17 protein-coding genes are annotated in these 14895 nt (G+C 71.4%); 10 read left to right on the top strand and 7 right to left on the bottom strand.

Features of this window, described 5'->3' with window-relative positions; genetic code table 11:
• Positions 1–11: 11 nt before the first annotated feature.
• The 4 genes from ACFYPG_RS29230 to ACFYPG_RS29215 all read right to left on the bottom strand — a co-directional run bounded on the left by ACFYPG_RS29230 (position 12) and on the right by ACFYPG_RS29215 (position 2809).
• Positions 12–1166, bottom strand: a complete 1155-nt coding sequence (locus ACFYPG_RS29230) for an MFS transporter (protein ID WP_387354507.1) — start codon at positions 1164–1166, stop codon at positions 12–14.
• Positions 1167–1245: 79 nt separating this feature from the next.
• Positions 1246–1722: a hypothetical protein gene (locus tag ACFYPG_RS29225; protein WP_387354506.1), complete on the bottom strand. Its 477-nt coding sequence runs from the start codon at positions 1720–1722 to the stop codon at positions 1246–1248.
• A 9-nt stretch (positions 1723–1731) separates the two neighbouring features.
• Positions 1732–2205 (bottom strand): GNAT family N-acetyltransferase, encoded by a 474-nt coding sequence (locus tag ACFYPG_RS29220; protein WP_387354505.1) that lies wholly within the window; start codon positions 2203–2205, stop codon positions 1732–1734.
• Between the two features lie 10 nt (positions 2206–2215).
• On the bottom strand, positions 2216–2809 hold the full coding sequence (locus tag ACFYPG_RS29215) for a TetR/AcrR family transcriptional regulator (RefSeq protein ID WP_387354566.1): 594 nt from the start codon (positions 2807–2809) through the stop codon (positions 2216–2218).
• A 166-nt stretch (positions 2810–2975) separates the two neighbouring features.
• Here ACFYPG_RS29215 and ACFYPG_RS29210 point away from each other — a divergent pair, with 166 nt between their 5' ends.
• The 5 genes from ACFYPG_RS29210 (at position 2976) to ACFYPG_RS29190 (ending at position 7123) form a co-directional block, all read left to right on the top strand.
• The gene (locus tag ACFYPG_RS29210) at positions 2976–3530 is read left to right on the top strand and encodes a Uma2 family endonuclease (protein WP_387354504.1); all 555 of its coding nucleotides are present in this window, start codon (positions 2976–2978) and stop codon (positions 3528–3530) included.
• A gap of 42 nt (positions 3531–3572) precedes the next feature.
• Positions 3573–4367, top strand: coding sequence for a methyltransferase domain-containing protein (locus ACFYPG_RS29205; RefSeq protein WP_355009754.1), 795 nt, complete (start codon positions 3573–3575; stop codon positions 4365–4367).
• Between the two features lie 454 nt (positions 4368–4821).
• Positions 4822–5091 (top strand): hypothetical protein, encoded by a 270-nt coding sequence (locus tag ACFYPG_RS29200; protein WP_124859437.1) that lies wholly within the window; start codon positions 4822–4824, stop codon positions 5089–5091.
• On the top strand, positions 5091–6128 hold the full coding sequence (locus ACFYPG_RS29195; protein ID WP_387354503.1) for a hypothetical protein: 1038 nt from the start codon (positions 5091–5093) through the stop codon (positions 6126–6128). The genes ACFYPG_RS29200 and ACFYPG_RS29195 overlap by 1 nt, the downstream gene beginning before the upstream one ends.
• A 65-nt stretch (positions 6129–6193) precedes the next feature.
• On the top strand, positions 6194–7123 hold the full coding sequence (locus ACFYPG_RS29190; RefSeq protein ID WP_387354502.1) for an LLM class F420-dependent oxidoreductase: 930 nt from the start codon (positions 6194–6196) through the stop codon (positions 7121–7123).
• Positions 7124–7133: 10 nt separating this feature from the next.
• On the opposite strand, the gene ACFYPG_RS29185 is transcribed toward ACFYPG_RS29190, so the two are convergent.
• Complete coding sequence (locus ACFYPG_RS29185; protein ID WP_355009749.1) at positions 7134–7556, bottom strand: hypothetical protein; 423 nt, start codon at positions 7554–7556, stop codon at positions 7134–7136.
• A 189-nt stretch (positions 7557–7745) separates the two neighbouring features.
• Here ACFYPG_RS29185 and ACFYPG_RS29180 point away from each other — a divergent pair, with 189 nt between their 5' ends.
• The 3 genes from ACFYPG_RS29180 to ACFYPG_RS29170 all read left to right on the top strand — a co-directional run bounded on the left by ACFYPG_RS29180 (position 7746) and on the right by ACFYPG_RS29170 (position 10753).
• On the top strand, positions 7746–8429 hold the full coding sequence (locus tag ACFYPG_RS29180) for a hypothetical protein (RefSeq protein WP_387354501.1): 684 nt from the start codon (positions 7746–7748) through the stop codon (positions 8427–8429).
• A complete protein-coding gene (locus ACFYPG_RS29175) occupies positions 8426–9697 on the top strand; it encodes an FAD-binding protein (RefSeq protein WP_387354500.1) in 1272 nt (423 codons plus the stop codon). The genes ACFYPG_RS29180 and ACFYPG_RS29175 overlap by 4 nt, the downstream gene beginning before the upstream one ends.
• A gap of 144 nt (positions 9698–9841) precedes the next feature.
• Positions 9842–10753 carry an alpha/beta hydrolase gene (locus ACFYPG_RS29170; RefSeq protein WP_387354499.1) on the top strand — a complete coding sequence of 304 codons (912 nt, stop codon included), beginning with the start codon at positions 9842–9844 and terminating at the stop codon, positions 10751–10753.
• 82 nt (positions 10754–10835) lie between these two features.
• Here the strand turns inward: ACFYPG_RS29170 and ACFYPG_RS29165 are convergent, their stop codons facing one another.
• A complete protein-coding gene (locus tag ACFYPG_RS29165) occupies positions 10836–11987 on the bottom strand; it encodes a site-2 protease family protein (protein WP_355009745.1) in 1152 nt (383 codons plus the stop codon).
• Positions 11988–12163: 176 nt separating this feature from the next.
• Positions 12164–13018, bottom strand: a complete 855-nt coding sequence (locus tag ACFYPG_RS29160; RefSeq protein ID WP_387354498.1) for an alpha/beta hydrolase — start codon at positions 13016–13018, stop codon at positions 12164–12166.
• A 151-nt stretch (positions 13019–13169) separates the two neighbouring features.
• Between ACFYPG_RS29160 and ACFYPG_RS29155 the strand changes: the two genes are divergently transcribed.
• The gene (locus ACFYPG_RS29155; protein ID WP_387354497.1) at positions 13170–14069 is read left to right on the top strand and encodes an ABC transporter ATP-binding protein; all 900 of its coding nucleotides are present in this window, start codon (positions 13170–13172) and stop codon (positions 14067–14069) included.
• Position 14070: 1 nt separating this feature from the next.
• On the top strand, positions 14071–14871 hold the full coding sequence (locus ACFYPG_RS29150) for an ABC transporter permease (protein ID WP_357223877.1): 801 nt from the start codon (positions 14071–14073) through the stop codon (positions 14869–14871).
• The last annotated feature ends 24 nt before the right edge of the window (positions 14872–14895 follow it).

Raw genomic sequence — 14895 nt, 5'->3', positions numbered from 1 at the left:
TCATCACTTGATCAACGGATCGCACGGCCCGCGTGGTCCACCACCACGGCGGTCAGGCAGATCGCCGCAGCTGCCATGAGCGGCGGGCGGGCACCGAGGTGGACGGCCGCGGAGCCGAGCGGAATCGCCACGACGAGCGGTCCGAACATCGCGGTGTTGGCCGTCGCGGAGACCCGTCCCAGCAGCGCTGACGGCGTGTGGGTCTGCACGGCGGTCACCGCCGCGACCAGGGTCCAGGGCAGCCCGACGCCGGCCACCACCGCCCCGACGACAGTTGCCGGCCACCACGGCAGGCAACGCGTCAGGCAGCCGACCGCGAACAGCGCCGTTCCGGCGATACCGACGGCCACGGGACCTCTCGCCGCGATGAGCCTGCCGACGATCAGGCCACCGAGAACGGAACCGGCGCCCTGTGCGCTGGCCAGCACACCGAGGAACGTCGTCGGCAGGCGTAGCTCGGTCACGACGATCGCGTAGATTCCCGCGGTCGTGAAGCCGGACATGGCGATCGACACCGCGGCGAGCACGACCGCCAGCCGTGTCGCTCGCTGTCCGAACAGGACCACCAATCCGGTACGTAGGCCGCCGCCGCGTTCGGTGGGCCGGCCGGTGGGCGCATCGTTGAGGCGAAGGAGCGCGTACAGGGTGGCGACCAGGACCGGCATGGCGGCACTGAGGACGGCGACCGCGTGGCCGCCGCGCCACGCGTAGAGGCCGGCCCCGGCCAGGGGAGCGACGAGCTTCATGCCCTCCTGCGCGCTGGAGCGCCACCCGTTGACGTCACCGAGTTCGGCCGGCGCGAGTGCCGACGGCAGCAACGCCGTCTCGCCGGCGTCGATCAGCACGTAGCTGACGCCGTAGGCGCACGCGACGGCGAAGATGAGCCAGGTCTGCCCCGGCCCGCGCACCGCGAGGAGCGCGAGCAGGGCGGCCGCCAGCATGAGGTTGACGGCGATGACCAGCGGCCGTCGGGCCGCCCGGTCGAGCAGACCGCCCAGCCACGGGCCGGTGAGCACCGGGGCGTAGACGCAGAGCCCGGCGAGGGCGGCGAGGCTGGTGGAGCCGGTGAGGTCCAGGATCCAGATGCCGGCGACCAGGGACATGGCGCTGCTACCGAAGCCAGACAGCAGGGAGATCGCCACGAACAGGCCCGCGTTGCGACGCATGAGCACTCCGAGTTGAGTCGAGGTGACTCATATCCTCAAGCTTGAGCGCAGTGCGGGCAATGCCGCTGGACCTTGTCAATCAACCGTTGACAAGGGCAATGTCGATCTTCATCGCGGCGGTCCGCGCCGACGCGGGCAGTCGCTCACCCGCTTCGGCGAGATCGGTGCTGAGGTGCAGGGCCAACGCGTGCAGCGAACCCGAGGCCGCGTCCAGCGCGGCGTCCACGGTGCTCCGGACGAGCGCCGCTCGACGAAATCGGCTGTCCCACCGCTGGTCGGCCCCGATCCACCGAGCCAGGTCCGCCACCGCCGCCCGCAGCGCCGCGACCTGCTGCGGCATCTGAAGGTCGAGCTGCTGCCGCCGCGACCACCGTGCCGCCACCAGCCGTTGTCGACGCTGCTCGGCGGCCTGCCGACTGCCGAGGCCGAGTGCCGTCGCGATCTGAGCCCACGTCGCACCGTCGTGTCGTGCGCGGTCGATGAGCTCCAGCTCCTGCTCGTCCAGGCGGGCGCGGGTGGCGCGAACCCCCGCCAACCGCGCCAGCTCCGACGTCATCCGTCAACGTTACATTGACACTGTCGGAGTCTGGGCGGCGATCGTCCTGGGGGCGCGAACCATGAACACGTCCACCGCATCCTCGGTGTCGAGGGTGAAACCGTGCCGCTCGTACAGGCTCCGGGCTGGGCTGCCCCGCAGCACGTTCAGCCGGACCGGCGTGCCGGCGCTGTCGCACCGGCGCAGCAACTCGCGCAGCACTGCCGTGCCGATGCCACTGCCCTGTAGCCGCGGAGCCAGGTAGAAGTGCTCCAGCCAGTGGGCGTCCGCCGCGGGCCGCAGCGCCACGCAGCCGGCGAACGCGCCGTCCACCTCGACGACCCAGGTGTGCGCCGGTGCGAAACCGTCCCGCAGGCGCTGCCGCACCCGCTGTTCGTCGTGCCGCCCGAGCCGCTCCAGATCGGCCCGCAGTACCACCGCCCGCAACTCGGCCACCGCCTCGACGTCCGCCGCCGAGGCCGGCCGAAGCTCCCAGTCCGTCATGATCAATAAGCTAGCGCGGCCCGGTGACCTCGTGTTGGCGCAGCCCCGCGACGAGGAGTTCCACCATGCGACGCGCGTCATAGCGGGGTTCGCCGGCGCCGATGCAGAGATTGCCGACACCGCGCAGCAGCTCGAAGGCCGTCACGTCGGGGCGGATCTCTCCAGCCGCGGCAGCGGCGTCGAGCAGTTGGGCGCACACCGGCAGGAGCCGGTCCAGGAAGTAGGCGTGCAGCGCCTCGAAGGCCGCGTTGTCGGACTGTAGCGCCTCGGCGAGGCCGTGCTTGGTGACCAGGAAATCGACGAAGATATTGATCCACTGGGCGAGGGCGGCGTGCGGTGTGTCGCTCTCCGCCAGCAGCGTCGGCCCGGCCTCCGCGCACGCCTCGACCTGGTGTCGGTAGACGGCGACGATGAGGTCGGCGCGGGTCGGGAAGTGGCGGTAGATGGTGCCCACACCGACGCCGGCCCGGGTGGCGATGTCGCGTACGGGCACGTCCACGCCCGAGGTGACGAAGGCCGAGGCGGCGGCGGCCAGCAGTGTCGCCTCGTTGCGCCGGGCGTCGGCCCGCTTCCGCGGGGTCGGCCTCCCTGGTTCGCCGTCGATGTCGACCAACGCGCCCTACCTCCTATTTGGCAAACGGAACAGTCCGTTAGCGGAACGGCGTTCCACTTGACCAGGATGCCAGATCGGGTGGGCCAGTCGCCACCGCCGCGGACGCCGCGCCTTCGGGTGCGGTGCTCGGCACCGCTGGTCACCTGGGATGAGACCCATGAGCGCTGAGGCTGTCGGCATGCACATGCCCGCCGTTGTGACGCTCGCAGACGTGGCGGCGATGAACGCCGCCGATCCGAACGGTCACCGCTACGAGACCAGCCCCGAGGGGTTCCTGTCGGTCATGCTGCCGCCCGATTCGGAACACGCCATGATCGCCAGCCGCCTCTTCGCCTGGCTGATCGTGGCCGGGTGGCCTGCCGAGCAGGTGCTTCAGGCGGTCGGTGTGCGCATCTCCGGACCGGACGGTGACGGTGGCCGCATCCCCGACGTGAGCGTCTGGCGTAAGCCGCCGTCCCGCAGCGTCTGGGCCACTGTCGCCGACGTCGTACTCGTCGTGGAGATCGTCTCGCCGGGCTCGGAGGCGATGGACTCCGTGACCAAGGTCCGCGAGTACGCGTCGGCGGGGATCCCGCAGTACTGGGTCGTCGATCGGGACGGCGCGCAGACGGTCACCCTCCACCGGCTGAGCAGGGACGGCAGCTACGAGACGCGGGCACGGATGCCACTGGCCTGGCTGCTCCAGACCGCCCCCGCCGACCACCTCGACTGAACGCCAGCATCGACGGCCCCTGACCTGTCGTATCTTTTCGGGATGGTGCAGCCGGTGTGGGCGAACGGTGACGCGTACGAGGCGTACGTGGGTCGGTGGAGCCGCCTGGTCGCTGTGGAATTCCTGCGCGGGTTGGCCGTTGCGCCGGGGCGGCACTGGCTCGACGTGGGCAGCGGCACCGGAGCACTGACCTCGACGATCCTCACCCACAACGACCCCGCCGAGATAACCGGCATCGACCCGTCGGAGGGCTTCGTCGCTGTCGCGCGTACCCAGGTCACCGACCCCCGAGCGGCCTTCCAGGTTGGTGACGCCCAAGCGCTGCCGCTGCCCGATCGCGTCGCGGACGTGGTGGTCAGCGGATTGACGCTCAATTTCGTGCCGGAGCCCGCGCGGGCGGTGGCGGAGTTCGCCCGGGTGGTCCGGCCGGCCGGGGTGGTGGCCGCCTACGTCTGGGACTACGCCGATCAGATGGCGATGATGCGGCACTTCTGGGCCGCCGCCGCACAGCTCGACGGGGCCTCGGCGAAGCTGGACGAGGGGAACCGCACCACCGTGTGCCAGCCCGACGCGCTCCGCACGCTGTGGGAGCGGGCCGGGTTGCGGGACGTGTCGGTCTGGCCGGTCGACGTACCGACGACCTTTACCAACTTCGCCGACTACTGGACGCCGTTCCTCGGCGGCCAGGGGTCGGCGCCGGGGTACGTCGCGACGTTGGCCGAATCCGACCGGGCCGCGCTGCGGGAGTCGCTGGCCACGCGGCTGCCGGTCGAGCCGGACGGGTCGATCCGGCTCACCGCGCGGGCGTGGGCCGTGCGCGGGACGCCGCCCGAGTAACCCGTCGCGCCGAGCCCTTCCCGAGCCTTCCGGGCTCTTGTCGCAATTCGGACAAGACGGTAAAGCCCCTGGTAGAGCACCCTTGGGGCAGGTGGAGGTAGACGGGTGGCGGGCCACATCCCGATCCTCCGGCCCGGTGGGGACAACATCGTCCGCACCGGTGCCGCCCTCACCCAGCCCGGCCTCGAAGCCGTGGCGGTCACGGCACAGCTGCCGTGCCGATCGCGCGTACGACAGGCCGTGGCTGTCACCGACACCCCTGCGGGCGCCCGCAGCGGTGCCTCCGCCCATCGGGACAAGGACGTCAGCACCATCGGCAGTCAGGCAGCGCCGTCCGTCGGTCGTGCTCACCGTCCCCGTGCCCCGCCGGCCTTTCGCACTGTGGACCCCGCCGGGGTCCGGCGTCGCTCGACCGCGCGCCGAGGCCCGGCGACCGAGCAAGAAGGGGCCCGACATGGCCGCTCCCACTGCAACCGCAGCCCTGAACGCATCCGTCTTCGCGCCGGGTGACCAGATGCTGCTGACCGTCACCTACTCAGACGCCGACACCAAACCGCTGACCGTCACCATCGTGGTCACCGACGCGCAGGGCAACAGCAGCGCGCCGGTCAAGGTCACGGCGGTCATCGACCCGCTCACGGTCACCGTCACCGACAACTCCGGACGTACCTGGACCCGGGTCTCCGACAACGGCTCCGTGGCCGTGTATCGGTCGGTGGCGTGATGCCCCGGGTCACCGTCCAGGTCCGCGACGCCGCTGGCAACACCGCGACGGCAGCCGCCGACTACAGCCTGAGCCAACCCGTGCTCGGCGGCTACTACCTCTCCGGGGGCGCCGACCCGACCGCCGACATGGCCGGCGGCAACTTCCGGTCGCTCACCCAGTACCGCAGCTTCGCCGACGGCTTCATCTTCCCCGGCTACAACCGGCCCTGGCTGGTCAATCTTGGTAAGGCCGGTGTGCAGATGAACATGGTCCTGGAGTTGAAGAGTTACGGCGCCCCGAACTACGGGCCGCAGAGCTTCACTGTGGACGGCGTCAGCTACACGGTGCCAGCCCCGTCGATGACCATCCAGCAGCGACCCGGCACCACCTGGCCGAGGGCGTACGGGTACAACCAGGTGATCAAGGGGCAGTGCGACGGGTTGTTCGCCCGCGCCCTGTCGCAGTACCGGGCGCTCGGTTTCGGGGTCAACATCCAGCTCGCCTCGGAACTGGACACCGATCACGAGTTCGGCACCACCGAGGACGGGAAGGCGTACACCTGGGCCGAGTCGGACGCTCGCGCGGTGCAGGCGATCAACTACATCCTGACGTGGTTCAGGGCGCGGACCCTGCCCACCGGGACGACCTTCTCGGTGGGGTTGGGCGGCTTCGACCGGGAATGCTTCCAGCGCACCCACCCGGAGTCGCTGATGTCCCGCCTCGACTACCTCCAGTGGAACGCGTACGGCACCAACGCCAGCCACACCGCGCTGGCCCGGTTTCGTCGCACCAAGGACTGGGCGGTGGCGGATCTCGGCCCGGTGGCGCTGTCCCGACCCGTGATCATCGCGGAGTGGGGTGTCAGGGTCGCCGAGATTCCGAACCAGGCCGCCTGGATCGCCACCGTCCCGGCGGCGATCGCCCAGCTCAACGCCGAGCGTGGGCCACGGATCGTGCGCACCAACTACTTCAACTCCGGGTGGGGCACCCTGGTGCCGAAGGCGGCCGGGTTGACCGCGCTCCGCGAGGCGTACGCCAAGCGGCCGTACGTCTGAGTGACGCCGGCGGCCCGGTCGGCATCCCGCCGATTGGGCCGACCGGGAAACCCTATGCTCGAATCATGGAACTTCGGATCTTCACCGAGCCCCAGCAGGGTGCCAGCTACGACCAGTTGCTCGCCGTCGCCCGCTGCGCCGAGGACGCCGGCTACGGGGCGTTCTTCCGGTCCGACCACTACCTGAAGATGGGTGACGTGAGCGGCGAGCCCGGCCCCACCGACGCGTGGACCACGCTCGCCGGCCTGGCCCGGGAGACCAGCCGCATCCGGCTCGGCACGCTCATGACCGCCGCCACCTTCCGACTGCCCGGCCCGCTGGCGATCACGGTGGCGCAGGTCGACCAGATGAGCGGCGGCCGGGTGGAGCTGGGCATCGGCACCGGCTGGTACGCCGAGGAGCACAGCGCGTACGGCCTCGCGTTCCCGCCGCTGGGCGAGCGGTTCGACCGGCTGGAGGAGCAGCTCGCCGTCATCACCGGGCTCTGGGCCACGCCGCCGGGGGAGCGGTTCGACCACGACGGCCAGTACTACCCGGTCCGGAACTCGCCAGCCCTGCCCAAGCCCGTGCAGCAGCCCCGTCCTCCGATCCTGCTCGGCGGTACGGGCCCGAAGCGCACCCCTCGGCTGGCCGCCCGCTACGCGGACGAGTTCAATCTGCCGTTCGCCTCGGCGCCGGACACCGCGGCGCAGTTCGACCGGGTACGCGCGGCCTGCATCGAGATCGGCCGGGACCCGGCCGAGATGGTCTGGTCCAACGCCCTGGTGCTCTGCTGCGGGCGCGACGACGCCGAGGTGGCCCGCCGCGCTGCCGCCATCGGTCGCGATCCGGACGAGCTGCGGGCCAACGGTCTGGCCGGCACGCCCGCCGAGGTGCTGGACACCATCGGCCGGTACGCGGAGATCGGCAGCGAGCGGCTCTACCTCCAGGTGCTTGACCTCAGCGACCTGGAGCACCTGGAGCTGGTCGCCGGCGAGGTGATGGCGAAGCTCTGACTCGGCCCGGTCAGGCCCGGTGGAAGCTTGTCCCGACCGCGTTCGGGTCACTTAGCACGGTGTCCAGCCGCCCGTCGCGGTCACTGTCCACGTAGGTGATGTCCGGGATCCCGTCACCGTCCACGTCGATCTGGACGATGTCGGCGACGCCGTCCCCGTCGAGGTCGGTGACCACCTCCACCGAGCCGTCCAGGTGACGCGTCACGATCGACTGTGCGCCGGGGGCGCGCGGCGGCGGGCCGGGTGCCGGCACCGGCGTCGGGGCGGGCGCGGGCGTCGGTGTGGGCCGAGGACCGGGCGTCGGCGACGGGTGGCTCGAAGACCCGCCGGCCGGCGGCGCGCTGGCCTGCTCGACCTCGGTGCCGGTCGGGTCCAGCTCCTCCTCGGAGGGGAAGACGTCGCCTCGTGCGGCCGGATCACGGTAGCTGCTCATGGGCGTAGGGTTCCCCGACGACGACGAGAACAACCGTGCCCGATCGACCGGTGTCCCTGGTGCCCGGTCTGGCGGAAGATGTCGGGACCGACGCCACGGTCATGAAACGGGGGTCCGAGCGTGGAACTGCGCCGGAATCGGGGGGCCCGTGCGCTCGCCTTGGTGTGCGTACTCGGTGGAGTGCTTCTGTTGGTCTATCCCAGCGACGGCGCCCTGCTACGGACGATCATCGCGGTGGGGGCGATCGCGCTCGGCGCGGTGGCGCTGGTCAGCGCGATGCGGCCGTTCCGGTTCGGGATCCACTCGGAAGGGCTCAGCATCCGGCGTCCCGGCCTGCGCCGGGAGATTCGGTGGGACGAGGTCGACACGCTGGTCCTCGACGAGCCGCCCCGACGCGACGGCTACGCGAAACCGCCGCGACTGTTGCTGGTTCCTGTGCAGGGTGTGCCCCGTGAGCTGGTGACGGCGCGCCACCCGTCCGACGGTCGCCCGGCCATCGAGCTGCTCGTTCTCGACCAGGTCCGTGAGCAGCCGGAGCAGGTGTCGGCCGCGTTGACCCGCTATGCCGGCGACCGGTTCGTCGACCTGCTCGCGGTGCGCCGCGCCGCCTTCGAGGCACCGGAGCTCATGATCGGTCTGCGTGGCTACCAGATGGACCGGGTCGACCGGTTGATCCGACGCGGCCAGGACGCGCTGATGTCCGGGGACACGTCAGCCCGGCAGGCGGCCCGTGGTGAGATCGAACTCGCCACCAGGGCTGGTCTGCCGATCGCCCAGCGTGGCTACAACACGTCCGAGACGGATACCGTTCTGGGTGCCCTCGTCGCCGCGTTGGCCGACCAGCAGAGCACCGATCGGGAGACCGCCACATGACCGCGCAGGGACCGCACACCGCGTCGACCACTGACGTTCCGCGCCGCAACTGGGCCGGCAACGTGCGGTACGCCGCGAAGGCGTTCCACCGCCCCACCTCCGTCGACGAGCTGCGCCGGCTCGTCGCCGGCAGCAGCCGGATCCGGGCGGTGGGCAGCGGGCACTCCTTCAACCGTCTCGGCGACACCGACGGTGACCTGGTCAGCCTCGCCGGGCTGCCCCCGGTCGTCGAGGTGGACCACGAGCGCGGGCAGGTCACGGTGAGCGGCGCGATGCGCTACGGCGACGTCGCCCGACAACTGCACACCCAGGGGTACGCGCTGGAAAACCTCGCCTCGCTGCCGCACATCTCGGTGGCCGGCGCGGTGGCCACCGCCACCCACGGTTCCGGTCAGACCCACGGCAACCTGGCCAGCGCGGTCGCCGGCCTCGAACTGGTCACCGCCGACGGCGACCTGCTCCGTGTCGACCGCGACACCGACACGTTCGCCGGCATGGTGGTCGGGCTCGGCGCGCTCGGCCTGGTCACCCGCGTCACTCTGGACGTCGTGCCGACCTTCGCGCTGCGCCAGTACGTACGCCTCGACCTGGACCGGACGGCGTTGGACGAGGCGCTCGGCTCGGCGTACAGCGTGAGTGTCTTCACCGACTTCCGCGCGCCCCGGCTGCGTGAGGTGTGGCGCAAGCAGGTGGCCGACGAGCCGTCACCCCCGGTGGACTGGCTGGGCACCACGGCGGCCGACCAGCCTCGGCACCCGGTGCTCGGGATGCCGGCGGAGAACTGCACCCCGCAGCTCGGCGAGCCGGGCCCATGGCACGAACGGCTGCCGCACTTCAAGCTCGGCTTCACCCCGAGCAGCGGCGACGAGTTGCAGTCCGAGTACCACGTCGCGCGCACGGCGGCGGCGGACGCGCTCGCCGCCCTGGACGACGTGGCGGACCTGATCGCCCCGGTGCTGCTGGTGTCCGAGCTGCGGACGGTGGCGGCCGACGAGCTGTGGCTCAGCCCGAACTACCGGCGCGACAGCTTCGTGCTGCACTTCACCTGGGTCGACGACACCGCAGCGGTGCTGCCCGTGGTGGCCGCCGTGGAGGAGCGGCTGGCGCCCTTCGCGCCCCGCCCGCACTGGGGCAAGGTCTTCGTCACCGACCCGGCCGAGCTGTCCGCCCGCTACCCGCGCTACGACGACTTCGCCGCGCTCCTGGCCGACCTGGACCCGAAGGGCACGTTCCGCACCGAGGCCATGGACCGCTACTTCCCCCGGTGATTCAGCGCGTGTCATAGCGCGGCGGCATGGGGCGGCTGGGATTGGTGAGGTGCGAGACCCCCGACGGACACTGACGTCTGTCGATGAGTCTCATCGTCCGGTCCCCGTCCCCGGGACCGTCGGCTCCACCCCTCGGAGCGAGACATGCAGCCCGTACCCGCCATCATCCCCGAACCAGTCGCCCCTCGCCCCCGCCGCGCTCTGCGCTGGGCGCTCGCCCTCGCCGTGCTCGGCGCCGGACTGGGCGCAGCGGCGCCGGCCGCCCACGCCGCCGCCAGCCCCTACGAGCGCGGCCCGGCCCCCACCGTGGCCAGCATCGAGGCCAGCCGGGGCGCGTTCGCCATCGCCCAGAGCACCGTCGCCGCCTCCAGCGTCAGCGGTTTCCGGGGCGGGACGATCTACTACCCGACCAGCACCGCCGAGGGCACCTTCGGCGCGGTGGCGATCTCACCCGGCTACACCGCCACCCAGTCCAGCGTGGCCTGGCTGGGGCCACGCCTCGCCTCGCAGGGCTTCGTGGTGATCACGATCGACACGTTGTCCCGCTACGACCAGCCGGCCAGCCGGGGCACGCAACTGCTCGCAGCCTTGGACTACCTCACCAACACCAGCGGCGTACGTACCCGGATCGACCGCAACCGGCTCGCCGTGATGGGGCACTCGATGGGCGGCGGCGGCAGCCTCTCGGCGGCGAACTCACGACCGCAGTTGCAGGCCGCGATCCCGCTGACCGGCTGGCACACCGTCAAGAACTGGTCCGGCGTACGGGTGCCGACGCTGGTCGTCGGCGCGGAGAACGACTCGGTGGCGCCGGTCTCGTCGCACTCGGAGCCCTTCTACACCAGCCTGCCGTCCACGCTGGACAAGGCGTACCTGGAACTCAACAATGCCAGCCACTCCGCGCCCACCTCGACGAACGTGACGGTCGCCAAGTACAGCATCTCCTGGCTGAAGCGCTTCGTGGACGACGACATTCGCTACGACCAGTTCCTCTGCCCCGCACCCGCGCCCTCCACAACCATCCAGGAGTACCGCAACACCTGCCCCCACTCCTGACCCCACGCCCCTCTTCCCTTGCCTTCGTTGATCATGAAGTTATTGCCACTCGGCACGGCGTGTCGGCGCAATAACTTCATGATCAACGGGGTGGGGTGCGGGAGGGCGTGGGGGTGCGGAGGGTGCTGCGTTGGACGGCGCGGCTGATGTCGCTGGGGGAGACTATGCCGGTCAGGTGGCCGTCTTCGGTCACCACGAGGGCGCGGCCGTCGGCGCACTCGGAGAGCCGGGGGAGCAGGTCGTTGAGCTGTTCACCGGGCTGGGCCAGCACCAGATCGTCGGCCCGGCAGGCCACCTCGGCCAGCGTGGTCGACGCCCGCCGCTCCGGCGGTACGCCCCGCACCCGGTCGACGGTCACCAGCCCGGTCGGCCGGCCGTCCTCGGTCAGCGGCAGCGCCGAATGCCGGTACGCGAAAAGGTAGTGGTCGACGAAGTCCGCGACAGTCATCTGCGCCGAGGCCGTCTGCGGCTGCGGAGTCATCACGTCGCCCACCCGGATCCCGCGCAGCGCGGTGCCGGTGCGGGCCTGCCGCTCCTCCATGCCGGCCGCCCCGATCAGGAACCAGCCGATCAGCGCCAGCCAGAGCCCACCGAAACCGACACCGGACAGGAACTGCCACAACCCCAGGCCGATCAGCAGCACACCCAGCACCCAGCCGGCCCGAGCGGCGACCACCGACGCCCGGGTCCGGTCGCCGGTGGCTTTCCAGACCGCGGCGCGCAGCAACCGGCCACCGTCCAGGGGCGCGGCCGGCAACACGTTGAAGACGGCCAGCAGCACGTTGATCCCCGCCAGCCAGGCCACCGCCCCGAACAGCAGGCCGCCCTGCCCGGCCAGCGCGAGCAACGCCGCGATGGCACCGAAGAACGCCCCGATCAGCAGGCTGACCAGCGGGCCGACGCCTGCGATGCGCAACTCCGCACCCGGGTCACGCGGCTCGCCCCGCAACTCGGCCACGCCGCCGAACAGCCACAGCGTGATGCCGTCGACCTCCAGCCCGTTGCGTTTGGCCACCACCGCGTGCGACACCTCGTGGGCGAGCAGGCCGACGAAGAAGACCACCGCCGCGGCCAGGCCGGCGAGGGTGTACGCCACGGGCGAGCGGTCCGGGTACGAACGGGGGAACTGGTTCGCGGCCAACCCCCACGCGATCAGCGCGAAGATGACCAGCACACTCCAGTTGACGCCGACCGGCACTCCTGCGACCCGGCCAAGCCGGAAACTGGCCCTCATCCCACCGAGATACCCCGCCAGGACGCCGACATGCCGCACCGCCAGCGCGGTCTTGCTTGATCAGGTGATGAGAAATAGCTGTCAGAGGCATTCCAGAGCTATTTCTCATCACCTGATCATGGCAACCGGGCAGGGCGACCGACCGCTCAGCGACCGACCGCTCGGCGACCGACCGCTCAGCGGCGGGGCGTTTCGCTGGCGATTGTCGCCTCGCGGGGCAGGGCCGCCGCGCGCAGCGCCCAGTCCAGCGCGTAGTCGGCGATCGGCTCCCAGCCGGGTTGTCCGACGGTGAAGTGCGATCGGCCGGGGAACTGCTCGTACGCGGTGAGGGCCCGGGACTTCTGGTAGAGCCCGGCGTTGGCGCGGACCACCGACGCCGGCACCACATGGTCGGCCTCGCCGGCCATCAGCAGCAGCGGTGCCCGGTCGATGCGCCCGACGTCGACCCGGGCGGGTGAGCGCGGGTCGACGTTGGCGAAGGCACCCTCGAAGAAGACCCGGCCGGCGCCCGGGACGGCGTAGCGCTGCCAGGCCCGGTCGGACTCCTCGCGGCTCATCGTGTTGCCGAAGGTGTAGGCGAAGTCGTCAGGGGTGAACGGGACGGCCTTGCTGCGGTTGGCGGGGCTGCGCAGGATCGGGAAGCCCGAGCGGAGCTGACTCAGCGGCACCTTGAGCACCCCCTTGATCGCCGCGGGATGCACCCCCACCACTGCCGCGCCGAGACCCCGGTCGGCGAGGACCTGGGCGAACAGGCCGCCGAACGAGTGCCCCATGATGATCGGCGGTCGGGGCAGCGCCCGGATGATCTTGTCGTAGTGCGCGACGATGGTGGCCATGCTCTGCTCGGCGATGGGGCCGGGGTCGTCGCGCAACTGCTCCACGGACCGGTCCATGCCGGGCCAGGCTGGGGCGATGACGTGCATGCCGCGTTCGGTGTACCGCTGGGCCCACCCCTCCCAGCTGCGCGGCGTCATCCAGAGCCCGTGGATCAGCACGATCGTGTCGACCTGACCCTGCGGCGTGGCACCCATCGCGTCCTCCCGGTGTCGCGGCTTCGGCCCGGCGGTTACCCGCTGCCGGGCGTGGAAACCCTCCGGGGCAACGGGCCCCTGACAAATGTCACGGTCGGAGCGTGACGACCGCTCCGGGCATCGGGGTACGCGCCGCCGGAGCATGACTGGCATGACCAGTACCCATCCGGCTGTCGAGTTGGACGGCCTCACCAAGAGCTTCGGCGCGGTCACCGCTGTCGACGGGTTGAGCCTTCGGGTGCAGCCCGGCGAGGTGGTGGCGTTCCTCGGCCCGAACGGCGCGGGCAAGACCACCACCATCGACATGCTGCTCGGGCTGTCCCGCCCGGACACTGGCACCGTCCGCATCCTCGGTGGCACCCCTGACGACGCGGTGGCCCGAGGTCGCGTCGCCGCCGTACTCCAGACCGGTGGGCTGCTCAAGGACCTCACCGTGGGCGAGACGGTGCGGATGACCGCGCACTTCTACCGGCACACCCGCCCGGCGGCGGAGGTGCTGGAGCGGGCCGGTATCACCGACATCGCCGACCGGGTGGTCGGGCGCTGCTCGGGTGGTCAGCAGCAGCGGTTGCGCTTCGCGCTGGCCCTGCTGCCCGACCCGGACCTGATGGTGCTCGATGAGCCGACCACCGGCATGGACGTCGAGGGTCGGCGGGACTTCTGGCAGGCGCTGCGCCGTGACGCCCGGCGCGGACGGACAGTCATCTTCGCCACCCACTACCTCGACGAGGCGGACGCGTACGCCGACCGGATCGTGCTGGTCCGGCAGGGACGCATCGTCGCCGACGGCACCACCGCGGAGATCAAGAACCTGGCCGCCGGCCGTACCGTGCGGGCCACCCTGCCCGGTGCCGACCAGGCCGCGCTCGCCGCGCTGCCCGGCGTGGACGCCGTCGAGGTGCGCGGCGACAGCGTGCTGGTGCGGACCGGCGACTCGGATGCCGTCGCCCGGCACCTGCTGACCCGGACCGCCGCCCGGGACGTCGAGATCACCTCCCGCAACCTCGAGGACGCGTTCCTCGCCCTGACCACAGCGCAGACCGGAGCCTGAGATGACCATCTCCACCCCCACCCGCGCCGCGGTCACCGAGCCGGACCGTCGGCTGCCCGCCCTGGGCGGGTTCGCTCCCGGCGCCCTGGGCATCGAGTTGCGCCGGGTGCTGCGCAACCGCCGCACCCTCGCCTTCACGCTGATCATGCCCGGCGTCTTCTTCCTCATCTTCGGCCTGCCGCAGGGCGGGCAGTCACTGGACAACGGTCGGCCGGTGACGGCGTACGTCATGATCAGCCTGGCCGTCTACGCGGCCATGGTGGCCACCACCAGCGTCGGTGGCGCGGTGGCCACCGAGCGGGCCCTGGGCTGGAGCCGGCAACTGCGGCTCACCCCGCTGCGCCCGGCGGCGTACGTGGCGACCAAGCTCATCACCGCGATGAGCCTCGGCCTGCTCGCGGTGGTCGTCGAGTTCCTGGTGGGTGCCGTGGCCGGCGTCCGCGTCCCGGCGTACGTCTGGCTGCTGTCCGGGCTCGCCGCCTGGGTCGGTTCGCTGGTCTTCGCCGCGTTCGGTCTCTTCATCGGCTACCTGGCGCCGGCCGAGAACGTCATGCAGATCATCGGCCCGGTGCTGGCGGTGCTGGCCATGTTCGGCGGGCTGTTCGTCCCGGTCGAGGTGCTGCCGGACGTGCTCCAGCAGGTCGCGAAGTTCACCCCGGTGTACGGCATGGGCGTGCTGGCCCGTGCCCCACTGACCGGCGACGGGGTGAGCATGGCGGCGGTGGCGAACCTCGTCGTCTGGGCGTTGCTCTTCGGTGTCGGCGCGGCCCGGCTGTTCCGCCGGGACACCGCGCGGGTCTGAGCGACCGCGACCGCTAGCGTGAAC

Source organism: Micromonospora sp. NPDC005553 (genome assembly GCF_042871765.1).
GTDB lineage: Bacteria > Actinomycetota > Actinomycetes > Mycobacteriales > Micromonosporaceae > Micromonospora.
Note: the sequence above shows the minus strand (reverse complement) of the source record. Positions and strands in the feature narration are given on the sequence as shown.